Genomic DNA, 25,863 nt, shown 5'->3' with positions numbered 1-25,863 from the left:
AAAGTGTTCCATTTTCCGGTCAACAAAATAGTGTTGCACAAACTGTCCGCTCAATGGACAGATGGGTCGACTTGTCAGCGAGCTGAGGAACCCTATGGTTTACTCCTATACCGAGAAAAAACGTATTCGTAAGGATTTTGGTAAACGTCCACAAGTTCTGGATGTACCTTATCTCCTTTCTATCCAGCTTGACTCGTTTCAGAAATTTATCGAGCAAGATCCTGAAGGGCAGTATGGTCTGGAAGCTGCTTTCCGTTCCGTATTCCCGATTCAGAGCTACAGCGGTAATTCCGAGCTGCAATACGTCAGCTACCGCCTTGGCGAACCGGTGTTTGACGTCCAGGAATGTCAAATCCGTGGCGTGACCTATTCCGCACCGCTGCGCGTTAAACTGCGTCTGGTGATCTATGAGCGCGAAGCGCCGGAAGGCACCGTAAAAGACATTAAAGAACAAGAAGTCTACATGGGCGAAATTCCGCTCATGACGGACAACGGTACCTTTGTTATCAACGGTACTGAGCGTGTTATCGTTTCCCAGCTGCACCGTAGTCCGGGCGTCTTCTTTGACTCCGACAAAGGTAAAACCCACTCTTCGGGTAAAGTGCTGTATAACGCGCGCATCATCCCTTACCGTGGTTCCTGGCTGGACTTCGAATTCGATCCGAAGGACAACCTGTTCGTACGTATCGACCGTCGCCGTAAACTGCCTGCGACCATCATTCTGCGTGCCCTGAACTACACCACAGAGCAGATCCTCGACCTGTTCTTTGAAAAAGTTATCTTTGAAATCCGTGATAACAAGCTGCAGATGGAACTGGTGCCGGAACGCCTGCGTGGTGAAACCGCATCTTTTGACATCGAAGCTAACGGTAAAGTGTACGTAGAAAAAGGCCGCCGCATTACTGCGCGCCACATTCGCCAGCTGGAAAAAGACGACGTCAAACTGATCGAAGTCCCGGTTGAGTACATCGCAGGTAAAGTGGTTGCTAAAGACTACATTGATGAGTCTACTGGTGAGCTGATCTGTGCTGCGAACATGGAGCTGAGCCTGGATCTGCTGGCTAAGCTGAGCCAGTCTGGTCACAAGCGTATCGAAACGCTGTTCACCAACGATCTGGATCACGGCCCGTATATCTCTGAAACCTTACGTGTCGACCCAACTAACGACCGTCTGAGCGCACTGGTAGAAATCTACCGCATGATGCGCCCTGGCGAGCCGCCGACTCGTGAAGCCGCTGAAAGCCTGTTCGAGAACCTGTTCTTCTCCGAAGACCGCTATGACTTGTCTGCGGTTGGTCGTATGAAGTTCAACCGCTCTCTGCTGCGCGACGAAATCGAAGGTTCCGGTATCCTGAGCAAAGACGACATCATTGATGTTATGAAAAAGCTCATCGATATCCGTAACGGTAAAGGCGAAGTCGATGATATCGACCACCTCGGTAACCGTCGTATCCGTTCCGTTGGCGAAATGGCGGAAAACCAGTTCCGCGTTGGCCTGGTACGTGTAGAGCGTGCGGTGAAAGAGCGTTTGTCTCTGGGCGATCTGGATACCCTGATGCCTCAGGATATGATCAACGCCAAACCGATTTCCGCAGCAGTGAAAGAGTTCTTTGGTTCCAGCCAGCTGTCTCAGTTTATGGACCAGAACAACCCGCTGTCTGAGATTACGCACAAGCGTCGTATCTCCGCACTCGGCCCAGGCGGTCTGACCCGTGAACGTGCAGGCTTCGAAGTTCGAGACGTACACCCGACTCACTACGGTCGCGTATGTCCAATCGAAACTCCTGAAGGCCCGAACATCGGTCTGATCAACTCCCTGTCCGTGTACGCACAGACTAACGAATATGGCTTCCTTGAGACGCCGTACCGTAAAGTGATCGACGGTGTTGTAACCGACGAAATTCACTACCTGTCTGCTATCGAAGAAGGCAACTACGTTATCGCCCAGGCGAACTCCAACCTGGATGAAGAAGGCCACTTCGTAGAAGACCTGGTAACTTGCCGTAGCAAAGGCGAATCCAGCTTGTTCAGCCGCGACCAGGTTGACTACATGGACGTATCCACCCAGCAGGTGGTATCCGTCGGTGCGTCCCTGATCCCGTTCCTTGAACACGATGACGCCAACCGTGCATTGATGGGTGCGAACATGCAACGTCAGGCCGTTCCGACTCTGCGTGCTGATAAGCCGCTGGTTGGTACGGGTATGGAACGTGCTGTTGCCGTTGACTCCGGTGTAACTGCGGTTGCTAAACGTGGTGGTGTCGTTCAGTACGTGGATGCTTCCCGTATCGTTATCAAAGTTAACGAAGACGAGATGTATCCGGGCGAAGCGGGTATCGACATCTACAACCTGACCAAATACACCCGTTCTAACCAGAACACCTGTATCAACCAGATGCCGTGTGTGTCTCTGGGTGAACCGGTAGAGCGCGGCGACGTGCTGGCAGACGGTCCGTCCACCGACCTCGGTGAACTGGCGCTCGGTCAGAACATGCGCGTAGCGTTCATGCCGTGGAATGGTTACAACTTCGAAGACTCCATCCTCGTATCCGAGCGTGTTGTTCAGGAAGACCGTTTCACCACCATCCACATTCAGGAACTGGCATGTGTGTCCCGTGACACCAAGCTGGGGCCAGAAGAGATCACTGCTGACATCCCGAACGTAGGTGAAGCTGCGCTCTCCAAACTGGATGAATCCGGTATCGTATACATCGGTGCAGAAGTGACCGGTGGCGACATCTTGGTTGGTAAGGTAACGCCGAAAGGTGAAACTCAGCTGACTCCAGAAGAGAAACTGCTGCGTGCGATCTTCGGTGAGAAAGCGTCTGACGTTAAAGACTCTTCTCTGCGTGTACCAAACGGTGTATCCGGTACGGTTATCGACGTTCAGGTCTTTACTCGCGATGGCGTAGAAAAAGACAAACGTGCGCTGGAAATCGAAGAAATGCAGCTCAAACAGGCGAAGAAAGACCTGTCTGAAGAACTGCAGATCCTCGAAGCGGGTCTGTTCAGCCGTATCCGTGCTGTGCTGGTAGCCGGTGGCGTTGAAGCTGAGAAGCTCGACAAACTGCCGCGCGATCGCTGGCTGGAGCTGGGCCTGACCGACGAAGAGAAACAAAATCAGCTGGAACAGCTGGCTGAGCAGTATGACGAACTGAAACACGAGTTCGAGAAGAAACTCGAAGCGAAACGCCGCAAAATCACCCAGGGCGACGATCTGGCACCGGGCGTGCTGAAGATTGTTAAGGTATATCTGGCGGTTAAACGCCGTATCCAGCCTGGTGACAAGATGGCAGGTCGTCACGGTAACAAGGGTGTAATTTCTAAGATCAACCCGATCGAAGATATGCCTTACGATGAAAACGGTACGCCGGTAGACATCGTACTGAACCCGCTGGGCGTACCGTCTCGTATGAACATCGGTCAGATCCTCGAAACCCACCTGGGTATGGCTGCTAAAGGTATCGGCGACAAGATCAACGCCATGCTGAAACAGCAGCAAGAAGTCGCGAAACTGCGCGAATTCATCCAGCGTGCATACGATCTGGGCGCTGACGTTCGTCAGAAAGTTGACCTGAGTACCTTCAGCGATGAAGAAGTTATGCGTCTGGCTGAAAACCTGCGCAAAGGTATGCCAATCGCAACGCCGGTATTCGACGGTGCGAAAGAAGCAGAAATTAAAGAACTGCTGAAACTTGGCGACCTGCCGACTTCTGGTCAGATCCGCCTGTACGACGGTCGCACTGGTGAACAGTTCGAACGTCCGGTAACCGTGGGTTACATGTACATGCTGAAACTGAACCACCTGGTCGACGACAAGATGCACGCGCGTTCCACCGGTTCTTACAGCCTGGTTACTCAGCAGCCGCTGGGTGGTAAGGCACAGTTCGGTGGTCAGCGTTTCGGGGAGATGGAAGTGTGGGCGCTGGAAGCATACGGCGCAGCATACACCCTGCAGGAAATGCTCACCGTTAAGTCTGATGACGTGAACGGTCGTACCAAGATGTATAAAAACATCGTGGACGGCAACCATCAGATGGAGCCGGGCATGCCAGAATCCTTCAACGTATTGTTGAAAGAGATTCGTTCGCTGGGTATCAACATCGAACTGGAAGACGAGTAATTCTCGCTCAAACAGGTCACTGCTGTCGGGGTAAAACCCGGCAGCGGATTGTGCTAACTCCGACGGGAGCAAATCCGTGAAAGATTTATTAAAGTTTCTGAAAGCGCAGACTAAAACCGAAGAGTTTGATGCGATCAAAATTGCTCTGGCTTCGCCAGACATGATCCGTTCATGGTCTTTCGGTGAAGTTAAAAAGCCGGAAACCATCAACTACCGTACGTTCAAACCAGAACGTGACGGCCTTTTCTGCGCCCGTATCTTTGGGCCGGTAAAAGATTACGAGTGCCTGTGCGGTAAGTACAAGCGCCTGAAACACCGTGGCGTCATCTGTGAGAAGTGCGGCGTTGAAGTGACCCAGACTAAAGTACGCCGTGAGCGTATGGGCCACATCGAACTGGCTTCCCCGACTGCGCACATCTGGTTCCTGAAATCACTGCCGTCCCGTATCGGCCTGCTGCTCGATATGCCGCTGCGCGATATCGAACGCGTACTGTACTTCGAATCCTATGTGGTTATCGAAGGCGGTATGACCAACCTGGAACGTCAGCAGATCCTGACTGAAGAGCAGTATCTGGATGCGCTGGAAGAGTTCGGTGACGAATTCGACGCGAAAATGGGTGCGGAAGCAATCCAGGCTCTGCTGAAGAGCATGGATCTGGAGCAAGAGTGCGAACAGCTGCGTGAAGAGCTGAACGAAACCAACTCCGAAACTAAGCGTAAGAAGCTGACCAAGCGTATCAAACTGCTGGAAGCGTTCGTTCAGTCTGGTAACAAACCAGAGTGGATGATCCTGACCGTTCTGCCGGTACTGCCGCCAGATCTGCGTCCGCTGGTTCCGCTGGATGGTGGTCGTTTCGCGACTTCTGACCTGAACGATCTGTATCGTCGCGTCATTAACCGTAACAACCGTCTGAAACGTCTGCTGGATCTGGCTGCGCCGGACATCATCGTACGTAACGAAAAACGTATGCTGCAGGAAGCGGTAGACGCCCTGCTGGATAACGGTCGTCGCGGTCGTGCGATCACTGGTTCTAACAAGCGTCCTCTGAAATCTTTGGCCGACATGATCAAAGGTAAACAGGGTCGTTTCCGTCAGAACCTGCTCGGTAAGCGTGTTGACTACTCCGGTCGTTCTGTAATCACCGTAGGTCCATACCTGCGTCTGCATCAGTGCGGTCTGCCGAAGAAAATGGCACTGGAACTGTTCAAACCGTTCATCTACGGCAAGCTGGAACTGCGTGGTCTTGCTACCACCATTAAAGCTGCGAAGAAAATGGTTGAGCGCGAAGAAGCTGTCGTTTGGGATATCCTGGACGAAGTTATCCGCGAACACCCGGTATTGCTGAACCGTGCACCGACTCTGCACCGTCTGGGTATCCAGGCATTTGAACCGGTACTGATCGAAGGTAAAGCTATCCAGCTGCACCCGCTGGTTTGTGCGGCATATAACGCCGACTTCGATGGTGACCAGATGGCTGTTCACGTACCGCTGACGCTGGAAGCCCAGCTGGAAGCGCGTGCGCTGATGATGTCTACCAACAACATCCTGTCCCCGGCGAACGGCGAACCAATCATCGTTCCGTCTCAGGACGTTGTACTGGGTCTGTACTACATGACCCGCGACTGTGTTAACGCCAAAGGCGAAGGCATGGTGCTGACTGGCCCGAAAGAAGCAGAACGTCTGTATCGCTCTGGTCTGGCTTCTCTGCATGCGCGCGTTAAAGTGCGTATCACCGAGTATGAAAAAGATGCTAACGGTGAATTAGTAGCGAAAACCAGCCTGAAAGATACGACCGTTGGCCGTGCCATTCTGTGGATGATTGTACCGAAAGGTCTGCCTTACTCCATCGTCAACCAGGCGCTGGGTAAGAAAGCAATCTCCAAAATGCTGAACACCTGCTACCGCATTCTCGGTCTGAAACCGACCGTTATTTTTGCGGACCAGATCATGTACACCGGCTTTGCATATGCAGCGCGTTCTGGTGCATCTGTTGGTATCGATGACATGGTCATCCCGGAGAAGAAACACGAAATCATCTCCGAGGCAGAAGCTGAAGTTGCTGAGATTCAGGAGCAGTTCCAGTCTGGTCTGGTAACTGCGGGCGAACGCTACAACAAAGTTATCGATATCTGGGCTGCGGCGAACGATCGTGTATCCAAAGCGATGATGGATAACCTGCAAACTGAAACCGTTATTAACCGTGACGGTCAGGAAGAGAAGCAGGTTTCCTTCAACAGCATCTACATGATGGCCGACTCCGGTGCGCGTGGTTCTGCGGCACAGATTCGTCAGCTGGCGGGTATGCGTGGTCTGATGGCGAAGCCGGATGGCTCCATCATCGAAACGCCAATCACCGCGAACTTCCGTGAAGGTCTGAACGTACTCCAGTACTTCATCTCAACCCACGGTGCTCGTAAAGGTCTGGCGGATACCGCTCTGAAAACTGCGAACTCCGGTTACCTGACTCGTCGTCTGGTTGACGTGGCGCAGGACCTGGTGGTTACCGAAGACGATTGTGGTACTCATGAAGGTATCATGATGACTCCGGTTATCGAAGGTGGTGACGTTAAAGAGCCGCTGCGCGATCGCGTACTGGGTCGTGTAACTGCTGAAGACGTTCTGAAGCCGGGTACTGCTGATATCCTCGTTCCGCGCAACACGCTGCTGCACGAACAGTGGTGTGACCTGCTGGAAGAGAACTCTGTCGACGCGGTAAAAGTACGTTCTGTTGTATCTTGTGACACCGACTTTGGTGTATGTGCGCACTGCTACGGTCGTGACCTGGCGCGTGGCCACATCATCAACAAAGGTGAAGCAATCGGTGTTATCGCGGCACAGTCCATCGGTGAACCGGGTACACAGCTGACCATGCGTACGTTCCACATCGGTGGTGCGGCATCTCGTGCGGCTGCTGAATCCAGCATCCAGGTGAAAAACAAAGGTAGCATCAAGCTCAGCAACGTGAAGTCGGTTGTGAACTCCAGCGGCAAACTGGTTATCACTTCCCGTAACACCGAACTGAAATTGATCGACGAATTCGGTCGTACCAAAGAAAGCTATAAAGTGCCTTACGGTGCAGTACTGGCGAAAGGCGATGGCGAACAGGTTGCTGGCGGCGAGACCGTTGCAAACTGGGACCCGCACACCATGCCGGTTATCACCGAAGTAAGCGGTTTTGTACGCTTTACTGACATGATCGACGGCCAGACCATTACTCGTCAGACCGACGAATTGACCGGTCTGTCTTCGCTGGTGGTTCTGGATTCCGCAGAACGTACCGCAGGTGGTAAAGATCTGCGTCCGGCACTGAAAATCGTTGATGCTCAGGGTAACGACGTTCTGATCCCGGGTACCGACATGCCTGCGCAGTACTTCCTGCCGGGTAAAGCGATTGTTCAGCTGGAAGATGGCGTACAGATCAGCTCCGGTGACACCCTGGCGCGTATTCCGCAAGAATCTGGCGGTACCAAGGACATCACCGGTGGTCTGCCACGCGTTGCGGACCTGTTCGAAGCACGTCGTCCGAAAGAGCCGGCAATCCTGGCTGAAATCAGCGGTGTGGTTTCCTTCGGTAAAGAAACCAAAGGTAAACGTCGTCTGGTTATCACCCCGGTAGACGGTAGCGAGCCGTACGAAGAGATGATTCCGAAATGGCGTCAGCTCAACGTGTTCGAAGGTGAACGTGTAGAACGTGGTGACGTAATTTCCGATGGTCCGGAAGCGCCGCATGACATTCTGCGTCTGCGTGGTGTGCATGCTGTAACTCGTTACATCGTTAACGAAGTACAGGACGTATACCGTCTGCAGGGCGTTAAGATTAACGATAAACACATCGAAGTTATCGTTCGTCAGATGCTGCGTAAAGCTACCATCGTTAACGCGGGCAGCTCCGACTTCCTGGAAGGTGAACAGGTTGAATACTCTCGCGTCAAGATCGCAAACCGCGAACTGGAAGCGAACGGCAAAGTGGGTGCAACTTACTCCCGCGATCTGCTGGGTATCACCAAAGCGTCTCTGGCAACCGAGTCCTTCATCTCCGCGGCATCGTTCCAGGAGACCACTCGCGTGCTGACCGAAGCAGCCGTTGCGGGCAAACGCGACGAACTGCGTGGCTTGAAAGAGAACGTTATCGTAGGTCGTCTGATCCCGGCAGGTACCGGTTACGCGTACCACCAGGATCGTATGCGTCGTCGTGCTGCAGGTGAAGCTCCGGCTGCACCGCAGGTGACTGCAGAAGACGCATCTGCCAGCCTGGCAGAACTGCTGAACGCAGGTCTGGGCGGTTCTGATAACGAGTAATCGTTAATCCGCAAATAACGTAAAAACCCGCTTCGGCGGGTTTTTTTATGGGTGTTATTCAGAGGGCAAATTCTTCACGGGAAATATTAAGAAAGGCAGGGCGAAACGAGGAAGAAGCTTTTCGCCCTGGACAACATTCCTGCTGACGGTACTAACATAAAAAAACACAACGCTTTCAACAATCTTGCGTTTTTCATCTTCCGTAGCTGCTCGGAATAAATTTACGTTCTTACATTCTGTCTCATGTCCTTTGCGAGGTGCGTCCCAGATAGCTGTCCCAGTCTTTCCACACCGGCTGCAAACCCTGAGCGGTTAACGCGGCGGCCACCGCTTCTGGTCTGCGATCGTCGTGCGGTGAGAACTGTTCCAGCTCGGGATGATTGTCGGCATAACCACCTGGTTGCGTTTTCGAGAAGGCGCTGACGTTATTGATCGCCAGCGGAATAACGCGATCGCGAAACCACGGTGATTCCCGCGTGGAGAGTGACAGTTCAATCTCCGGCGCAAGCAGGCGGAAGGCGCAGATAGTTTGCACTAACTGGCGTTCATCCATAATCGACGCTGGCTCAATTCCGCCAGTACACGGGCGCAGGCGCGGGAAGGAGACAGAGTAACGGCTTTGCCAGTAATGTTGTTGCAGCCATAGCAAATGTTCGGCAACCATATAGCAGTCAACGCGCCAGCTGTCGGAAAGGCCGATTAACGCGCCGAGGCCTATCTTATCAATACCCGCACGGCCCAGCCGATCCGGCGTTTCCAGCCGCCAGAAGAAGTCCTGTTTTTTCCCTTTCAGATGATGGTGGGCGTATGTCGCCTCGTGATATGTCTCCTGATAAACCATCACCCCATCCAGACCAAGTTGCTTTAACTCGGCGTATTCCGCTTCCGCCAGCGGCTGTACTTCCATCTGTAGTGAAGAGAACTGTTCACGCAGGACAGGGAGGTGACGACGAAAGTAATCCATCCCCACTTTCGCCTGATGTTCACCAGTGACCAGCAATAGATGTTCAAAGCCCATCTCCCGGATAGCGGCGCTTTCCCTGGCGATATCCGCTTCATCCAGCGTTTTACGCTTGATGCGATTGCTCATGGAAAATCCGCAGTAAGTGCAGTCGTTAGCGCAAAGATTAGAGAGATAAAGCGGGACGTAGAAACTGACGATGTTGCCAAATCGCTGGCGGGTCAGGCGCTGCGCCCGTTGAGCCAGTGGTTCCAGGTATTCACCAGCGGCAGGTGATAGCAATGCCATCATATCGTCGCGAGTGAGTTGCGAAACATTGAGCGCCCGCTCTACGTCAGCTGCCGTTTTGCTGTTGATTCGCAGGCGGATGTCGTCCCAGTCCAGTTGTCGCCAGCGATCACTGAAGGTTTTCATGCCGATGCCTCCAGAAATCCGGTCAGCGGGCTAGTGGCATGAGCAAAATGACTGCGACTGCCCGGCCCGGACTGACGTGCCAGCAGGCCGGCGTCTACCGCCAGACGAAATGCCTTCGCCATGTTGACGGGATCGTCCGCGACGGCAATCGCCGTATTCACTAACACCGCGTCGGCCCCCATTTCCAGCGCCTGCGCGGCATGGCTGGGAACGCCGATGCCAGCATCGACAACCACCGGAACAGTGGCCTGCTGGATAATAATCTCCAGCATGGCGCGGGTTTCCAGTCCCTGATTAGAGCCAATTGGTGCGCCGAGCGGCATTACTACTGCACAGCCCACTTCCTCCAGACGTTTGCACAACACTGGATCGGCACCGCAGTAAGGCAGCACGACAAATCCCTGTTGCACCAACGTTTCGGCGGCTTTCAGGGTTTCGATGGGATCGGGCAACAGCCAGCGGGCGTCAGGGTGAATCTCTAATTTAAGCCAGTTTGTGCCTAACGCTTCACGTGCCAGATGGGCGGCGAAAATGGCTTCTTCCGCAGTTTTCGCCCCAGAAGTATTCGGCAGCAGTGTCACACCCGCCGCGATAAGTGGATCGAGGATAGCATCGTTGTGTTGGCGCAAGTCGACGCGTTTCATCGCCAGCGTCACCAGTTGGCTGCCGGAAGCGCGGATCGCCTCCACCATCAATTGTGAAGAGGCGAATTTCCCGGTGCCGGTAAACAAATGTGAATCAAACGTTTTGTCCGCAATACGTAACATCTCAACCCCCTGCAATAACCTGAAAAAGCAGGATCTGGTCGCCATCCTGCACGATATGTTGCGCCCACTGCTCTCGCGGGATGATTTGCTGATTAATCGCCAGCGCCGCGCCCGTTTGTTGTTGATTGAGTTGCTCGAGCAGATCGTGAACAGTTAGCCCGGCGACACACTGCATCGGTTGATCGTTAAACAGGATCTGCATTGCTTCCTCCGCATACCGGGCAACCTGTAGCGCGGCGCAACGCCAGGTTGCGCCATTGGTTTAATTTACCGTCAAACAGTCGAAGATATCCCGCAGGGGTCTCTATACCACTCAATAGCTTAATTGCTTCCAGTGCCTGTAACGTGCCCATAACCCCGACCACCGGGCCAACCACGCCCGCCGTGCGGCAGTTGCGTTCTGGCTCCTGGTTATCCGGCCACAGGCAGCGGTAACACCCCTGTTCCCAGGGCGGCGTCAGTACCATCAACTGACCGCCAAATCCGACCGCGCTGGCGGTGATAAGCGGTGTGTTAAGTGCTACGCAGGCGGCATTAATCTCCTGGCGAGTCGCCATGTTGTCGGTACAGTCGAGCACCACATCGGCCCGTGCTACCGCATCTTTTAACGCCTTACCCATTAACCGTTGTTGTAATGCTGTCAGTTGAATGTCGGGATTTAACTGTGTCAGTCGCTGTTGGCTGACCTGCGATTTCGGGCGATCGATATCTTCAGTGGTAAAGAGGATTTGTCGTTGCAGATTGCTCAAATGCACATCGTCGTCATCTGCCAGTACCAGCGTCCCGACACCAGCTCCCGCCAGGTATAGCGCAGCAGGTGTACCCAACCCACCCAGACCGATAATCAGCACCTGGCTGTCGAGCAGTTTTTGTTGCCCGTCAAGAGCAATATCGTCGAGCAGGATTTGACGGCTATAACGCATAAAATCACGGTCATTCATCGCCAACTCCTGCAATTTCCAGCAACTGTTCCGTTGCCAAACGCCAGTCTGCGGCCTGGGTAATGGCACTGACGACGGCGATACTGCCAACACCTGTCGCCATCACCGCAGGTGCGCGCGGCAGACTGATACCGCCAATCGCCACGGTGGGATAATCCGCCAGGCGCTCAACATGCCGTGCCAGCTGTTCCAGCCCCTGCGGTGCAGAAGGCATCTGTTTGGTTTGCGTCGGGAACACATGTCCTAGCGCGATATAAGAAGGTCGTGCTGCCAGCGCGACGCCGATTTCCATGTCATCATGAGTCGAAACGCCCAGCCGCAGGCCTGCCGCGCGGATGGCGCTGAGATCGGTGGCTTGCAAATCTTCCTGCCCCAGATGGACGCCATACGCCTGATGCTTAATCGCCAGCCGCCAGTAATCGTTGATAAACAGCCGTGCGTTATAGCGGCGGCCCAGCGCAATTGCTGCCACGACATCGGCTTCCACTTCTTCATCGCGCCGATCTTTGATGCGCAACTGGAGAGTACGCACGCCTGCATCCAACAGACGTTCGATCCACTGTACGCTATCCACTACCGGGTACAGTCCTAAACGAAAAGGTACGTGAGGAAAATCAGGCTGATACATCACGCTTCCTCCTTACGCAGGTATATTTCTCCACCTCTGGCACGGAAGTTCTCCGACATATCCGCCATTCCCACTTCAATGGTTTGCGCGGCGGCATAGTCACGCACTTCCTGGCTGATTTTCATCGAGCAGAATTTCGGCCCACACATGGAGCAAAAATGGGCGACTTTGCCGGACTCTTGTGGCAGGGTTTCATCGTGATAAGCGCGGGCGGTAAACGGGTCGAGGGCCAGATTAAACTGGTCTTCCCAGCGAAATTCGAAGCGGGCTTTCGACATGGCGTTATCGCGAATTTGCGCGCCCGGATGCCCTTTCGCCAGGTCGGCGGCGTGGGCGGCAATCTTATAGGTGATAAGCCCCTGCTTAACATCTTCTTTATTAGGCAGACCCAGATGCTCTTTTGGCGTTACGTAACAGAGCATCGCGCAGCCAAACCAGCCAATCATCGCCGCGCCAATCCCCGATGTGAAGTGGTCATAACCCGGCGCAATATCAGTAGTTAGCGGCCCGAGGGTATAGAACGGTGCTTCGTGGCAGTGCTCTAACTCCTCGGTCATATTGCGGCGGATCATCTGCATCGGCACGTGGCCTGGACCTTCAATCATCACCTGCACGTCATATTCCCAGGCGATTTTGGTCAGTTCGCCCAGCGTATGTAGCTCGGCAAACTGCGCTTCATCGTTGGCGTCCTGAATAGAACCCGGGCGCAGGCCGTCGCCCAGCGACAACGAAACATCATAAGCGGCACAGATTTCACAAATTTCGCGGAAGTGTTGATAGAGGAAATTTTCCTGATGATGGGAGAGGCACCATTTCGCCATAATCGAACCGCCGCGAGAGACGATACCGGTCAGGCGTTTCGCGGTCATCGGCACGTAGCGCAGCAGCACGCCCGCATGGATAGTGAAGTAATCCACACCTTGCTCGGCCTGTTCCAGCAGCGTGTCCCGGAACGATTCCCAGGTAAGATCTTCAGCGATCCCGTTAACCTTCTCCAGCGCCTGGTAGATCGGCACTGTACCGATCGGCACCGGGCTGTTACGCAAAATCCACTCGCGGGTTTCGTGAATATAGCGACCGGTGGAAAGATCCATCACTGTATCCGCCCCCCAGCGCGTAGACCATACCAGCTTTTCCACTTCTTCTTCGATGGAAGAGGTGACTGCCGAGTTGCCGATATTGGCGTTAACCTTCACCAGAAAGTTGCGACCAATAATCATCGGCTCCGATTCCGGATGATTAATGTTGGCCGGGATAATCGCACGTCCGGCAGCAACTTCATCACGGACAAATTCCGCGGTGATATTTTCCGGCAGACGTGCGCCAAAGCTCATTCCCGGATGCTGGTGGCGCAAAACTTCGCTACGTATGCGCTCGCGACCCATATTCTCGCGAATGGCGATGAATTCCATTTCGGGCGTGATGATGCCCCGGCGGGCGTAGTGCAGTTGGGTGACGCGGCGTCCTGCTTTGGCGCGCTTTGGGGTTAATACGCCGCTAAAACGTAGCTCGTCGAGGCCATCATCTGCTAGTCGCGCTTTAGTGTAATCGGAACTGCGCACGGTAAGTTCTTCGGTATCGCCGCGCGCATCGATCCACGGCTGGCGCAGTTTTGCCAGTCCTTGCTGCACGTTAATGGCGATCTGTGGATCGCCATACGGACCGGAGGTGTCGTAGACGGGAATCGCTTCGTTTTCTTCGTACTGCGGCTGTTCTTTGCTGCCGCCAATTAGCGTCGGGCTAAGCTGGATCTCACGCATCGGCACGCGCACGCCGGGGTGTGTGCCAGTGATGTAAATACGTTTTGAGTTGGGAAAGGCGGTGCCTTCCAGGGTGTCGATAAAATGTTGGGCCTGGGCGCGTTGTTCGCGGCGGGTCAGTTTTGTTGCAGACATAGCTCATTCCAAAAAGTTAAGGACGTGGCTTGTCAGACGACGGATGAAGCAAGAGACGATCGCCGCAAAGGCGATGCGATAGCAGATTAACTCTTGTTCCCTTCGCAGGTATTAGCCTGATCAGGTTCCGCGGATCCCGAATAAACGGTCTCAGCCAGTTAAGGCACTCCGACAAGAAATTAGCCCCGCAAACGGGGCGTTGAATGTAAATTACGCGTTAACAGCGCAGAACTCAAGCAGGATGTTTGACGCGGGCGGCGTCAAGCACCAGCAGAATCAGCTTATCTTCCAGCACAAAGCGCGCTTCCAGGGCCTCGCCGATGTCAGATAAAACCTGTTGAAACTCAAGGTAATTATCATGATCGATAGCGGTTTCCAGGCTGGAATCGTAGTAATCCATAATCTGTTGGGTATTGGCTTCGAGTTGTGGCCAAATCTTCGCGGCGCGTGCGAGTTGCCCATTGCCTTCCAGTTTATGAAGAATGCGCTCATAAATACTGAAATGTCCGGCAGACAAGTAATCGACCAGGCTCTGACAAAAATCATCAAGGGCTTTTTCGTTTAGCCTCATGTACGATTCTTTGCCAGGCTTAATGCCAACCAGATTGTAGTAAGCCACGAGCAGATGCTTACGTACATGTAGCCAGCGATCAACCAGTTTGTTACTTCCTCTGACGCGCTCCGTCAGGTTATCGAGCTGGTTAAGCATGATTGACTCCGCAAGTTTGTATTCAAAAACTGCTCAGTGAGAAATGTAAAAACCATGTTAAACATGCCAGTGATGCAAAGGTAGTGCAAGAGCTATGGATCGTATAATTGAAAAATTAGATCACGGCTGGTGGGTCGTCAGCCATGAACAAAAATTATGGTTGCCGAAGGGAGAATTGCCATATGGCGAAGCGGCAAATTTCGATCTTGTGGGTCAGCGCGCACTACAAATCGGCGAATGGCAGGGGGAACCTGTTTGGTTAGTACAACAGCAGCGGCGTCACGATATGGGGTCGGTACGTCAGGTCATTGATCTCGATGTTGGGCTGTTTCAACTGGCCGGACGTGGCGTGCAACTGGCGGAGTTTTACCGATCGCATAAATACTGTGGTTACTGCGGGCATGAAATGTATCCGAGCAAAACCGAATGGGCGATGCTGTGCAGCCATTGCCGTGAGCGTTACTACCCGCAAATCGCCCCCTGCATTATTGTTGCCATCCGTCGCGATGATTCGATCCTCCTCGCCCAGCATACCCGCCATCGTAACGGTGTCCATACGGTACTTGCCGGATTCGTCGAAGTGGGCGAAACCCTCGAGCAGGCGGTCGCGCGGGAAGTGATGGAAGAGAGCGGAATTAAAGTTAAAAACTTGCGGTACGTGACTTCCCAGCCGTGGCCGTTTCCCCAGTCGCTGATGACCGCATTTATGGCGGAATATGACAGCGGCGACATCGTGATTGATCCGAAAGAGCTGCTCGAGGCGAACTGGTATCGCTACGATGATTTACCGTTACTTCCGCCGCCCGGCACCGTGGCGCGCCGTCTGATAGAAGATACGGTGGCGATGTGTCGGGCAGAGTATGAGTGATGATACACTGACCGCCTGACGCACTAAGGAACAGCCAAAATGACCGAACTCAAAAACGATCGTTATCTGCGGGCGCTGCTGCGCCAGCCCGTTGATGTCACTCCAGTATGGATGATGCGCCAGGCGGGTCGCTATCTACCGGAATATAAAGCCACGCGCGCCCAGGCGGGCGATTTTATGTCGCTGTGCAAAAATGCAGAGCTGGCGTGCGAAGTGACTTTGCAACCGCTGCGTCGCTATCCGCTGGATGCGGCGATCCTCTTTTCCGATATCCTCACCGTGCCGGACGCGATGGGGTTAGGGCTCTATTTTGAAGCCGGAGAAGGTCCGCGTTTTACCTCGCCAGTCACCTGCAAAGCTGACGTTGATAAACTGCCAATTCCGGACCCGGAAGATGAGCTGGGTTATGTGATGAACGCGGTGCGTACTATTCGCCGCGAACTGAAAGGCGAAGTGCCGCTGATTGGTTTTTCCGGCAGCCCGTGGACGCTGGCGACCTATATGGTGGAAGGTGGCAGCAGCAAAGCGTTCACCGTGATCAAAAAGATGATGTATGCCGATCCACAGGCGCTGCACGCTCTGCTCGATAAACTGGCGAAAAGCGTCACTTTGTATCTGAATGCGCAAATTAAAGCTGGTGCTCAGGCCGTGATGATCTTCGATACCTGGGGCGGCGTGCTCACCGGGCGCGATTATCAACAGTTCTCGCTCTATTACATGCATAAAATAGTTGATGGTTTACTGCGTGAAAACGACGGTCGCCGTGTACCGGTCACCCTGTTTACCAAAGGCGGTGGACAGTGGCTGGAAGCTATGGCGGAAACGGGTTGCGATGCGCTGGGCCTCGACTGGACAACGGATATCGCTGATGCGCGCCGCCGCGTGGGCAATAAAGTCGCGCTGCAGGGTAATATGGATCCGTCGATGCTGTACGCGCCACCTGCCCGCATTGAAGAAGAAGTCGCGACTATACTTGCAGGTTTCGGTCACGGCGAAGGTCATGTCTTTAACCTTGGTCACGGTATTCATCAGGATGTGCCGCCAGAACATGCTGGCGTGTTTGTGGAGGCTGTGCATCGTTTGTCTGAACAATATCACCGCTAAGGAGTGATTATGGATCTCGCGTCATTACGCGCTCAACAAATCGAACTGGCTTCTTCTGTGATCCGTGAGGATCGACTTGATAAAGATCCGCCGGATCTGATCGCCGGAGCCGATGTCGGGTTTGAGCAGGGCGGAGATGTGACGCGAGCGGCGATGGTGCTGCTGAAATACCCCTCTCTTGAGCTGGTGGAGTATAAAGTGGCACGCATCGCCACCACCATGCCTTACATTCCAGGTTTTCTTTCCTTCCGCGAATATCCTGCGCTGCTGGCAGCGTGGGAGATGCTGTCGCAAAAGCCGGATTTAGTGTTTGTCGATGGTCATGGGATCTCGCATCCGCGCCGTCTTGGCGTTGCCAGCCATTTTGGCTTATTAGTGGACGTACCGACCATTGGCGTAGCGAAAAAGCGGTTATGCGGTAAATTCGAGCCGCTCTCCAGCGAACCGGGCGCGCTGGCACCGTTGATGGATAAAGGCGAGCAGCTGGCCTGGGTCTGGCGCAGTAAAGCGCGCTGTAACCCGCTATTTATCGCAACTGGCCATCGTGTCAGCATGGATAGTGCGCTGGCCTGGGTACAACGCTGCATGAAAGGCTATCGTCTGCCGGAGCCAACGCGCTGGGCAGACGCGGTGGCTTCGGAACGTCCGGCGTTCGTGCGCTATACAGCAAATCAGCCCTAATTCAGGTAAACTGCGGATAATTTCCGTATTTGAGAACTCAACATGTTACAAAACCCAATTCATCTGCGTCTGGAGCGCCTGGAAAGCTGGCAGCACGTCACTTTCATGGCTTGCTTATGCGAACGCATGTACCCCAATTACGCCATGTTCTGCCAGCAAACCGGTTTTGGTGATGGGCAAATTTACCGCCGCATTCTCGATCTCATCTGGGAAACGCTGACCGTCAAAGACGCAAAAGTGAATTTCGATAGCCAACTGGAGAAATTTGAAGAAGCGATTCCTTCAGCGGACGATTTCGATCTGTACGGCGTTTATCCGGCAATCGATGCTTGCGTGGCGTTAAGTGAACTGGTCCATTCGCGTTTAAGTGGCGAAACGCTCGAACACGCGGTAGAAGTGAGTAAGACCTCCATCACGACCGTGGCGATGCTGGAAATGACTCAGGCTGGCCGTGAAATGAGCGATGAAGAGCTCAAAGAAAACCCAGCTGTAGAGCAAGAGTGGGACATTCAGTGGGAAATATTCCGACTTTTAGCTGAGTGCGAAGAACGTGATATCGAGCTGATAAAAGGCCTTAGGGCAGACCTGCGTGAGGCGGGTGAGAGCAATATTGGTATAATTTTTCAGCAATAAGACCAGAAAACGTGATTTAACGCCTGATTTGTCATACCTGGAGTCTTCCCTTTCGCCCCCCGTCTGGTCTACATTTGGGGGGCGAAAAAAAGTGGCTATCGGTGCGTGTATGCAGGAGAGTGCTATTCTGGCATTTCCGTCGCACTCGATGCTTAGCAAGCGATAAACACATTGTAAGGATAACTTATGAACAAGACTCAACTGATTGATGTAATTGCAGAGAAAGCAGAACTGTCCAAAACCCAGGCTAAAGCTGCTCTGGAGTCCACTCTGGCTGCAATTACTGAGTCTCTGAAAGAAGGCGATGCTGTACAACTGGTTGGTTTCGGTACCTTCAAAGTGAACCACCGCGCTGAGCGTACTGGCCGCAACCCGCAGACCGGTAAAGAAATCAAAATTGCCGCAGCTAACGTGCCGGCATTTGTTTCTGGCAAGGCACTGAAAGACGCAGTTAAGTAAGATTGCGTGGCAGTGAACAGTTTTAACGAAGGGGTGGTTTCACCCCTTTTGTCTTTCTGGCGTCGATCATTGATGCTGGCAGGTGCGCTGTTTCTCACTGCCTGTAGCCACAACTCTTCACTTCCTCCCTTTACCGCCAGTGGATTTGCTGAAGACCAGGGCGCGGTACGCATCTGGCGAAAAGACAGCGGCGATAATGTGCATCTGCTTGCTGTGTTTAGCCCGTGGCGCAGTGGCGATACCACGACGCGAGAGTATCGCTGGCAGGGCGATAACCTCACGCTCATCAATATCAATGTTTACAGCAAACCGCCGGTGAACATTCGCGCGCGTTTTGACGATCGCGGCGATCTGAGCTTTATGCAACGTGAATCCGATGGGGAAAAGCAGCAGCTTTCTAACGACCAAATCGATTTATACCGTTATCGTGCTGATCAGATCCGCCAGATTAGCGATGCCTTACGTCAGGGGAGAGTCGTGCTGCGCCAGGGGCGCTGGCATGCGATGGAACAGACCGTGACCACCTGCGAAGGGCAAACCATTAAACCTGATTTAGATTCGCAGGCGATAGCGCATATCGAGCGCCGCCAGAGCCGCTCTTCTGTTGATGTCAGCGTGGCATGGCTGGAAGCGCCCGAAGGTTCGCAATTACTGTTAGTGGCAAACTCTGATTTCTGTCGCTGGCAACCCAACGAGAAAACGTTCTGATTTACCAGTGGCCCATACCCATATGACCGCCACCACCGCAGCCGCCGTAACCCATTCCGGTACCGCGCGGAATACCCGCTTCAGCCATCGCAATATCTCGTTTCACCCGTAACTCATCTAACGACTGACGCAAATTCTCCATCTCTTTGGCGACCGCGTTAATTTTGCTGCTATCCGGTGGGTTCGCGGCTAACAGGGCATTGTATTCATAACGCTTCGTCACCAGTTGCTGTTGCAGTGCGCTGCTTTGAGCGTAAAAGTCATTATGGATTTTCTGCCACGCTGTCTGTTGTTCGCTGGTCAAAGGCACGGCATTTTGCTGCCACATACCGTGTCCGCCGTGAGCAAATGCAGATGTCGATCCCATCGCCATTGCTGAAAGCGCCATCATCACCAGGGCAATTTTCGTGTTCCGTTTCATGGTTAATCCTCCAGTGGTTGTCTTACTTTGTGGATTGCATCTTTCGTGCCAACGGCGAAACGCTGATATGACGGGCAATATGACATGATAAACGAGTAAAAATGACTCGCCAGCTGTGTGTAGCGAGTCATTTTTACTCATTGAAACTTAAGCCTTTGTGTTAAAACGCAGGGTAAGTGCTAATAAAAGATGGCATGATTTCTGCTGTCAAAAAGGGATGAACAGGCAAAGAAGAAGATGCGTTTTATGCAGCGATCAAAAGATGCCTTAGCAAAATGGTTAAGCGCGATCCTTCCCGTAGTCATTGTTGGACTGGTGGGGTTGTTTGCGGTGACCGTGATTCGCGATTATGGGCGCGAGACTGCCGCCGCCAGACAAACTCTGCTGGAAAAAGGCAGTGTACTTATCCGCGCTCTCGAATCCGGCTCGCGCGTCGGTATGGGGATGCGCATGCATCATGCGCAGCAGCAGGCTTTACTGGAAGAAATGGCTGGGCAGCCAGGAGTGCGTTGGTTTGCGGTCACGGATGAACAAGGAACAATCGTGATGCATAGCAACTCCGGCATGGTGGGAAAACAGCTTTATTCCCCGCAGGAAATGCAGCAGTTACATCCGGGAGACGAAGAAGCGTGGCGGCGGATCGATAGCGCAGACGGCGAGCCTGTTCTGGAAATTTATCGCCAGTTTCAACCGATGTTTGCTGCTGGAATGCACCGGATGCGCCATATGCAGCAGTATGCCGCGACACCACAAGCAATTTTTATCGCTTTCGACGCCAGTAACATTGTGAGTGCCGAAGAGCGTGAGCAGAGAAACACCCTGATTATCCTCTTCGCCCTGGCGACGGTCTTGCTGGCAAGCGTGTTGTCATTCTTCTGGTATCGCCGCTATCTTCGCTCGCGCCAGCTGTTACAGGATGAAATGAAGCGCAAAGAGAAGCTGGTGGCGCTGGGACATCTGGCCGCAGGCGTCGCCCATGAAATCCGTAACCCTCTTTCCTCGATTAAAGGGCTGGCGAAATATTTTGCCGAACGCGCACCAGCAGGAGGAGAAGCACATCAATTGGCGCAGGTGATGGCGAAAGAAGCCGACCGTTTAAACCGCGTGGTAAGCGAGCTGCTGGAGCTGGTTAAGCCAACGCATCTGGCTTTGCAGGCGGTGGATCTCAACACGCTGATTAACCACTCATTACAACTGGTAAGCCAGGATGCAAACAGTAGGGAGATCCAATTACGCTTTACCGCCAACGACGCATTGCCGGAGATACAGGCCGATCCGGACCGACTGACTCAGGTCCTGTTGAATCTCTATCTCAATGCTATTCAGGCTATTGGTCAGCATGGCGTGATTAGCGTGACGGCCAGCGAAAGCAGCGCAGGCGTTAAAATAAGCGTAACCGACAGCGGTAAGGGAATTGCGGCGGATCAGCTTGAAGCTATCTTCACCCCGTACTTCACCACCAAAGCCGAAGGCACCGGACTGGGGCTGGCGGTTGTGCATAATATTGTTGAACAACACGGTGGTACAATTCAGGTCGTAAGCCAGGAGGGGAAAGGTGCAACGTTCACCCTCTGGCTTCCGGTCAATATTATGCGTAAGGACCCACAAGGATGACGCACGATAATATCGATATTCTGGTGGTGGATGATGACATTAGCCACTGCACTATCTTGCAGGCATTGCTGCGCGGCTGGGGCTATAACGTCGCGCTGGCGAACAGCGGGCGACAAGCGCTGGAGCAAGTGCGGGAACAGGTTTTTGATCTTGTGCTTTGTGATGTGCGAATGGCAGAGATGGATGGCATCGCCACGCTGAAAGAGATCAAAGCGTTAAATCCGGCAATTCCGGTACTGATTATGACCGCGTACTCCAGCGTCGAGACGGCGGTAGAGGCGTTGAAAACCGGGGCACTGGATTATCTCATCAAGCCGCTGGATTTCGATAACCTGCAGGCGACGCTGGAAAAGGCGCTTGCGCATACGCACAGTGTTGATGCTGAAACGCCTGCGGTGTCTGCCAGCCAGTTCGGTATGGTCGGTAAAAGCCCGGCGATGCAACACCTGCTCAGTGAAATCGCCCTTGTCGCGCCATCGGAAGCCACGGTGCTGATCCACGGCGATTCCGGCACCGGTAAAGAGCTGGTCGCCAGGGCGATTCACGCCAGTAGCGCACGGAGTGAAAAGCCGCTGGTAACGCTCAACTGTGCGGCACTCAACGAATCCTTACTGGAATCTGAATTGTTCGGTCACGAAAAAGGGGCGTTTACCGGAGCCGACAAACGGCGGGAAGGGCGCTTTGTGGAGGCAGACGGCGGCACGCTGTTTCTCGATGAAATTGGCGATATCTCACCGATGATGCAGGTTCGTCTACTGCGTGCGATTCAGGAGCGCGAAGTCCAGCGTGTCGGTAGCAATCAGACTATCTCGGTTGATGTCCGGCTGATTGCGGCGACTCATCGCGATCTTGCCGCTGAGGTAAAGGCCGGGCGTTTTCGTCAGGATCTCTACTATCGCCTGAATGTGGTGGCGATTGAAGTACCTTCGCTACGGCAACGGCGGGAAGATATTCCTCTGCTGGCTAACCATTTTCTGCAGCGCTTTGCCGAACGCAATCGCAAGGCGGTAAAAGGGTTTACTCCCCAGGCGATGGATCTGCTGATTCACTACGACTGGCCGGGAAATATTCGTGAACTGGAAAACGCGGTGGAACGGGCGGTGGTGCTGCTGACCGGGGAATATATTTCCGAACGCGAGCTGCCGCTGGCGATTGCCAGTACGCCGATCCCGCTGGTACAAAGTCAGGATATTCAGCCGCTGGTGGAAGTCGAAAAAGAAGTGATTCTGGCAGCACTGGAGAAAACGGGCGGCAACAAAACCGAAGCCGCCCGTCAGTTAGGGATCACGCGCAAAACGCTATTGGCAAAACTGTCGCGTTAGTTCTGCTCGCGTTCGATGGCGCGCCAGCCGATATCCTTCCGGCAGAAGCAATCGTCCCAATGGATATCGGTCATTAAGGCATAAGCGCGTTTCTGCGCTTCTGCCACGGTATGACCCAGCGCGGTGACGCACAGTACGCGCCCGCCGCTGGTTACCACCTGCTCGTCATCCGCCAGTTTTGTGCCCGCGTGGAACACTTTGCCGTCAGACACTTCTTCCAGCGGCAGGCCGTGGATCACATCGCCGGTGCGGTAATCGCCCGGATATCCACCCGCAGCCATCACCACGCCGAGAGAAGCGCGTTCATCCCACTCGGACGTTTTCTCGTCAAGCGTACCTTCACAGGCCGCCAGGCAGAGTTCAACCAGATCGGACTTCATGCGTAGCATAATCGGCTGGGTTTCCGGATCGCCAAAGCGGCAGTTAAATTCGATAACCTTCGGATTGCCCTGTTTGTCGATCATCAGGCCTGCGTAGAGAAAACCGGTGTAGGTGTTGCCTTCCGCTGCCATGCCTTTCACGGTTGGCCAGATGATACGTTCCATGGTGCGCTGATGAACCTCATCGGTCACCACTGGTGCAGGGGAGTAAGCGCCCATCCCGCCCGTGTTCGGCCCGGTATCTTTATCGCCTACGCGTTTGTGGTCCTGACTGGTGGCCATCGGCAGCACATGCTCGCCGTCCACCATCACGATAAAGCTCGCTTCTTCGCCATCGAGGAACTCTTCGATAACGATGCGATGACCCGCGTCGCCAAAAGCGTTGCCCGCCAGCATATCGTGAACAGCCGCTTCCGCTTCTTCCAGCGTCATCGCCACGATAACGCCTTTCCCGGCAGCCAGACCGTCAGCTTTAATAACGATGGGCGCGCCTTTTTCACGCAGATACGCCAGCGCAGGTTCGACCTCGGTGAAGTTCTGGTATTCCGCCGTAGGGATCTTATGGCGGGCCAGGAAATCCTTGGTAAACGCTTTCGAGCCTTCCAGTTGCGCGGCACCTGCGGTTGGGCCGAAGATTTTTAGCCCGGCGGCGCGGAAGGTATCGACCACGCCTTTCACCAGCGGCGCTTCCGGGCCGACGATGGTCAGGTCGATCTTTTCATTTTGTGCGAAATCCAGCAGTGCCGGGATATCGGTCACGCCGATAGCGACGTTTTGCAGCGCAGGTTCCAGCGCAGTGCCTGCGTTACCCGGAGCAACAAAAACAGTTTCAACCAGCGGCGACTGCGCCGCTTTCCAGGCCAGCGCGTGCTCGCGCCCGCCATTACCAATCACTAATACTTTCATCTGTCGCTCCATTAATGGCGGAAGTGGCGCATGTCGGTGAAGAGCATCGCAATGCCGTGCTCGTCGGCGGCGGCAATTACTTCGTCATCACGGATAGAACCGCCGGGCTGGATTACGCAGGTCACGCCCGCAGCGGCCGCGGCATCAATACCGTCGCGGAACGGGAAGAATGCGTCAGAAGCCATTGACGAACCTTTCACTTCCAGGCCTTCATCGGCAGCTTTAATACCGGCGATTTTCGCGGAGTACACGCGGCTCATCTGGCCTGCGCCAATACCGATGGTCATATTGTTTTTGGCGTAGACAATGGCGTTAGATTTCACGAACTTCGCCACCTTCCAGCAGAACAGCGCATCACGCAGCTCCTGTTCAGTCGGCTGACGTTTGGTGACGACGCGCAGTTCTTCCGCGCCGACCATGCCCAGATCGCGATCCTGAACCAGCAGACCGCCGTTCACGCGTTTGAAATCAAGACCCGGAACACGCTCGCCCCACTGACCGCAGGTCAGAACGCGTACGTTCTGCTTGGCGGCGGTGATTTTCAGTGCTTCTTTGCTGGCGGACGGCGCAATAATCACTTCGACGAACTGACGAGAAATGATGGCCTGCGCGGTTTCCGCATCCAGCTCGCGGTTAAAGGCGATAATGCCGCCGAATGCGGAGGTCGGGTCGGTTTTGTACGCGCGATCGTAAGCATCAAGAATGGAATTGCCGATAGCCACGCCGCAAGGGTTGGCGTGCTTCACAATCACACATGCCGGCTCGGCGAACTCTTTCACGCACTCCAGCGCCGCATCGGTATCGGCGATGTTGTTATAAGAGAGGGCTTTACCCTGAACCTGGGTTGCGGTGGCAACGGAGGCTTCTTTCACATTCTCTTCTATATAGAAGGCAGCCTGCTGGTGGCTGTTCTCGCCGTAGCGCATATCCTGCTTCTTAATGAAGTTCAGGTTCAGCGTACGCGGGAAGCGACCGGCGGCCTCTTTGCTTTCACCGTGATAAGCCGGAACCATGCTGCCGAAGTAGTTGGCAATCATGCTGTCGTAGGCGGCGGTATGTTCAAAGGCTTTGATAGCGAGATCGAAACGGGTTGCAAGCGTCAGCGATCCTTCGTTGGCATCCATCTCTTTAATAATGGCGTCGTAGTCGCTGCTCTTCACCACGATTGCGACATCTTTATGGTTCTTGGCGGCGGAGCGCACCATCGTTGGACCACCGATATCGATGTTCTCAACCGCATCTTCCAGCGAGCAGCCTTCACGGGCAACGGTCTGGGCGAACGGATAGAGGTTAACAACTACCATATCGATAGGTTGGATCTGATGTTCTTCCATAATGGCATCGTCCTGGCCGCGACGGCCCAGAATGCCACCATGCACTTTTGGATGCAGGGTCTTCACGCGTCCATCCATCATCTCCGGGAAACCGGTGTAATCGGAAACTTCGGTTACCGGCAGACCCTTTTCTGCTAACAGACGGGCAGTGCCCCCTGTAGACAGCAGCTCCACACCGCGTGCGGAAAGTGCCTGGGCGAATTCGACGATACCGGCTTTGTCAGAAACACTGAGCAGAGCGCGGCGGACTGGACGACGTTGTTGCATGGTAAATCCCCTGGATTTGACTATTACAGAGAGCGTTAGCTGAATTTTTCGCGAAAAACTCAGCTAACGCCCCTAACGGGGCATCCTTATTTTTCGCCCGCATTGTAACGAAAACGTTTGCGCAACGCTCGCGAATTTTTCTCTTTCAAAGGTGATCACAATTTTGACAGTGTTTACCGTGGGAAAAATACAGAAATTACATTGATGATTGTGGATAACTCTGTGCGTAAAAAGGTATAAAGCGGGGTTTTGCTGGGGAATGCAGCAGTCAGTCATTTTTCTGCAATTTTTCTATTGCGGCCTGCGGAGAACTCCCTATAATGCGCCTCCATCGACACGGCGGATGTGAATCACTTCACACAAACAGCCGGTTCGGTTGAAGAGAAAAATCCTGAAATTCAGGGTTGACTCTGAAAGAGGAAAGCGTA

General features: G+C 53.8%; 20 protein-coding genes and 1 riboswitch. Of the genes, 10 read left to right on the top strand and 10 right to left on the bottom strand.

The window, feature by feature from the left end; all coding sequences use genetic code 11:
• Positions 1 to 94: 94 nt before the first annotated feature.
• The gene (gene rpoB, locus AACU19_RS19305) at positions 95 to 4,123 is read left to right on the top strand and encodes a DNA-directed RNA polymerase subunit beta (protein ID WP_001353730.1); all 4,029 of its coding nucleotides are present in this window, start codon (positions 95 to 97) and stop codon (positions 4,121 to 4,123) included.
• A 76-nt stretch (positions 4,124 to 4,199) separates the two neighbouring features.
• Positions 4,200 to 8,423 (top strand): DNA-directed RNA polymerase subunit beta', encoded by a 4,224-nt coding sequence (rpoC, locus tag AACU19_RS19300; protein WP_000653947.1) that lies wholly within the window; start codon positions 4,200 to 4,202, stop codon positions 8,421 to 8,423.
• A 241-nt stretch (positions 8,424 to 8,664) separates the two neighbouring features.
• On the opposite strand, the gene thiH is transcribed toward rpoC, so the two are convergent.
• From thiH to rsd, 7 genes are all read right to left on the bottom strand, one after another.
• The gene (gene thiH, locus AACU19_RS19295; protein ID WP_105279230.1) at positions 8,665 to 9,798 is read right to left on the bottom strand and encodes a 2-iminoacetate synthase ThiH; all 1,134 of its coding nucleotides are present in this window, start codon (positions 9,796 to 9,798) and stop codon (positions 8,665 to 8,667) included.
• Positions 9,795 to 10,565 carry a thiazole synthase gene (gene thiG / locus AACU19_RS19290; RefSeq protein WP_105279229.1) on the bottom strand — a complete coding sequence of 257 codons (771 nt, stop codon included), beginning with the start codon at positions 10,563 to 10,565 and terminating at the stop codon, positions 9,795 to 9,797. Before thiG ends, thiH begins: the two co-directional genes overlap by 4 nt.
• Position 10,566: 1 nt before the next feature.
• Entirely contained in the window at positions 10,567 to 10,767 is a 201-nt protein-coding gene (thiS, locus tag AACU19_RS19285) for a sulfur carrier protein ThiS (RefSeq protein ID WP_105277821.1), read from the bottom strand.
• The gene (thiF, locus tag AACU19_RS19280) at positions 10,751 to 11,506 is read right to left on the bottom strand and encodes a thiazole biosynthesis adenylyltransferase ThiF (RefSeq protein ID WP_105279228.1); all 756 of its coding nucleotides are present in this window, start codon (positions 11,504 to 11,506) and stop codon (positions 10,751 to 10,753) included. Before thiF ends, thiS begins: the two co-directional genes overlap by 17 nt.
• Positions 11,499 to 12,134 carry a thiamine phosphate synthase gene (gene thiE, locus AACU19_RS19275; RefSeq protein ID WP_105279227.1) on the bottom strand — a complete coding sequence of 212 codons (636 nt, stop codon included), beginning with the start codon at positions 12,132 to 12,134 and terminating at the stop codon, positions 11,499 to 11,501. The genes thiF and thiE overlap by 8 nt, the downstream gene beginning before the upstream one ends.
• Positions 12,134 to 14,029: a phosphomethylpyrimidine synthase ThiC gene (gene thiC / locus AACU19_RS19270; protein WP_105279226.1), complete on the bottom strand. Its 1,896-nt coding sequence runs from the start codon at positions 14,027 to 14,029 to the stop codon at positions 12,134 to 12,136. The genes thiE and thiC overlap by 1 nt, the downstream gene beginning before the upstream one ends.
• An 80-nt stretch (positions 14,030 to 14,109) precedes the next feature.
• Positions 14,110 to 14,210, bottom strand: a riboswitch (TPP riboswitch).
• Positions 14,211 to 14,261: 51 nt separating this feature from the next.
• Complete coding sequence (gene rsd, locus AACU19_RS19265; RefSeq protein WP_000934302.1) at positions 14,262 to 14,738, bottom strand: sigma D regulator; 477 nt, start codon at positions 14,736 to 14,738, stop codon at positions 14,262 to 14,264.
• Positions 14,739 to 14,832: 94 nt separating this feature from the next.
• Between rsd and nudC the strand changes: the two genes are divergently transcribed.
• The 6 genes from nudC (at position 14,833) to AACU19_RS19235 (ending at position 19,191) form a co-directional block, all read left to right on the top strand.
• Positions 14,833 to 15,606 (top strand): NAD(+) diphosphatase, encoded by a 774-nt coding sequence (gene nudC, locus AACU19_RS19260; RefSeq protein ID WP_000373940.1) that lies wholly within the window; start codon positions 14,833 to 14,835, stop codon positions 15,604 to 15,606.
• Positions 15,607 to 15,645: 39 nt separating this feature from the next.
• A complete protein-coding gene (gene hemE, locus AACU19_RS19255; protein ID WP_000137657.1) occupies positions 15,646 to 16,710 on the top strand; it encodes a uroporphyrinogen decarboxylase in 1,065 nt (354 codons plus the stop codon).
• A gap of 9 nt (positions 16,711 to 16,719) precedes the next feature.
• Positions 16,720 to 17,391 carry a deoxyribonuclease V gene (gene nfi / locus AACU19_RS19250; protein ID WP_000362376.1) on the top strand — a complete coding sequence of 224 codons (672 nt, stop codon included), beginning with the start codon at positions 16,720 to 16,722 and terminating at the stop codon, positions 17,389 to 17,391.
• 42 nt (positions 17,392 to 17,433) lie between these two features.
• Positions 17,434 to 18,024, top strand: coding sequence for a YjaG family protein (locus AACU19_RS19245; protein ID WP_000940106.1), 591 nt, complete (start codon positions 17,434 to 17,436; stop codon positions 18,022 to 18,024).
• Positions 18,025 to 18,210: 186 nt separating this feature from the next.
• Positions 18,211 to 18,483, top strand: coding sequence for a nucleoid-associated protein HU-alpha (gene hupA, locus AACU19_RS19240; protein ID WP_001044513.1), 273 nt, complete (start codon positions 18,211 to 18,213; stop codon positions 18,481 to 18,483).
• 12 nt (positions 18,484 to 18,495) lie between these two features.
• The gene (locus AACU19_RS19235) at positions 18,496 to 19,191 is read left to right on the top strand and encodes a DUF1481 domain-containing protein (protein ID WP_001300651.1); all 696 of its coding nucleotides are present in this window, start codon (positions 18,496 to 18,498) and stop codon (positions 19,189 to 19,191) included.
• Between the two features lies 1 nt (position 19,192).
• Here the strand turns inward: AACU19_RS19235 and zraP are convergent, their stop codons facing one another.
• Positions 19,193 to 19,612, bottom strand: coding sequence for a zinc resistance sensor/chaperone ZraP (gene zraP / locus AACU19_RS19230; protein ID WP_105279225.1), 420 nt, complete (start codon positions 19,610 to 19,612; stop codon positions 19,193 to 19,195).
• A 237-nt stretch (positions 19,613 to 19,849) separates the two neighbouring features.
• On the opposite strand from zraP, the gene zraS reads away from it, so the two are divergent.
• Positions 19,850 to 21,226 (top strand): two-component system sensor histidine kinase ZraS, encoded by a 1,377-nt coding sequence (gene zraS / locus AACU19_RS19225; RefSeq protein WP_105279224.1) that lies wholly within the window; start codon positions 19,850 to 19,852, stop codon positions 21,224 to 21,226.
• Complete coding sequence (gene zraR / locus AACU19_RS19220) at positions 21,223 to 22,548, top strand: sigma-54-dependent response regulator transcription factor ZraR (protein WP_032303887.1); 1,326 nt, start codon at positions 21,223 to 21,225, stop codon at positions 22,546 to 22,548. Before zraS ends, zraR begins: the two co-directional genes overlap by 4 nt.
• Here zraR and purD read toward each other — a convergent pair.
• Positions 22,545 to 23,834 carry a phosphoribosylamine--glycine ligase gene (gene purD, locus AACU19_RS19215; protein ID WP_105279223.1) on the bottom strand — a complete coding sequence of 430 codons (1,290 nt, stop codon included), beginning with the start codon at positions 23,832 to 23,834 and terminating at the stop codon, positions 22,545 to 22,547. The two genes, zraR and purD, sit on opposite strands and share 4 nt — an antisense overlap.
• A gap of 11 nt (positions 23,835 to 23,845) precedes the next feature.
• A complete protein-coding gene (purH, locus tag AACU19_RS19210) occupies positions 23,846 to 25,435 on the bottom strand; it encodes a bifunctional phosphoribosylaminoimidazolecarboxamide formyltransferase/IMP cyclohydrolase (protein ID WP_105279222.1) in 1,590 nt (529 codons plus the stop codon).
• Positions 25,436 to 25,863 lie beyond the last annotated feature (428 nt).

The organism is Escherichia sp. MOD1-EC4550, assembly GCF_963876935.1.
Lineage (GTDB): Bacteria > Pseudomonadota > Gammaproteobacteria > Enterobacterales > Enterobacteriaceae > Escherichia > Escherichia coli_F.
This window is presented reverse-complemented; position numbering and strand designations above follow the sequence as displayed.

Excerpts from the sequence above, each read along its gene's own strand:
- rpoB (WP_001353730.1), top strand. The coding sequence starts at position 95 with ATGGTTTACTCCTATACCGAGAAAAAACGTATTCGTAAGGATTTTGGT.
- thiH (WP_105279230.1), bottom strand. The coding sequence starts at position 9,798 with ATGAAAACCTTCAGTGATCGCTGGCGACAACTGGACTGGGACGACATC.
- thiG (WP_105279229.1), bottom strand. The coding sequence starts at position 10,565 with ATGTTACGTATTGCGGACAAAACGTTTGATTCACATTTGTTTACCGGC.
- thiS (WP_105277821.1), bottom strand. The coding sequence starts at position 10,767 with ATGCAGATCCTGTTTAACGATCAACCGATGCAGTGTGTCGCCGGGCTA.
- thiF (WP_105279228.1), bottom strand. The coding sequence starts at position 11,506 with ATGAATGACCGTGATTTTATGCGTTATAGCCGTCAAATCCTGCTCGAC.
- thiE (WP_105279227.1), bottom strand. The coding sequence starts at position 12,134 with ATGTATCAGCCTGATTTTCCTCACGTACCTTTTCGTTTAGGACTGTAC.
- thiC (WP_105279226.1), bottom strand. The coding sequence starts at position 14,029 with ATGTCTGCAACAAAACTGACCCGCCGCGAACAACGCGCCCAGGCCCAA.
- rsd (WP_000934302.1), bottom strand. The coding sequence starts at position 14,738 with ATGCTTAACCAGCTCGATAACCTGACGGAGCGCGTCAGAGGAAGTAAC.
- nudC (WP_000373940.1), top strand. The coding sequence starts at position 14,833 with ATGGATCGTATAATTGAAAAATTAGATCACGGCTGGTGGGTCGTCAGC.
- hemE (WP_000137657.1), top strand. The coding sequence starts at position 15,646 with ATGACCGAACTCAAAAACGATCGTTATCTGCGGGCGCTGCTGCGCCAG.
- nfi (WP_000362376.1), top strand. The coding sequence starts at position 16,720 with ATGGATCTCGCGTCATTACGCGCTCAACAAATCGAACTGGCTTCTTCT.
- AACU19_RS19245 (WP_000940106.1), top strand. The coding sequence starts at position 17,434 with ATGTTACAAAACCCAATTCATCTGCGTCTGGAGCGCCTGGAAAGCTGG.
- hupA (WP_001044513.1), top strand. The coding sequence starts at position 18,211 with ATGAACAAGACTCAACTGATTGATGTAATTGCAGAGAAAGCAGAACTG.
- zraP (WP_105279225.1), bottom strand. The coding sequence starts at position 19,612 with ATGAAACGGAACACGAAAATTGCCCTGGTGATGATGGCGCTTTCAGCA.
- zraS (WP_105279224.1), top strand. The coding sequence starts at position 19,850 with ATGCGTTTTATGCAGCGATCAAAAGATGCCTTAGCAAAATGGTTAAGC.
- zraR (WP_032303887.1), top strand. The coding sequence starts at position 21,223 with ATGACGCACGATAATATCGATATTCTGGTGGTGGATGATGACATTAGC.
- purD (WP_105279223.1), bottom strand. The coding sequence starts at position 23,834 with ATGAAAGTATTAGTGATTGGTAATGGCGGGCGCGAGCACGCGCTGGCC.
- purH (WP_105279222.1), bottom strand. The coding sequence starts at position 25,435 with ATGCAACAACGTCGTCCAGTCCGCCGCGCTCTGCTCAGTGTTTCTGAC.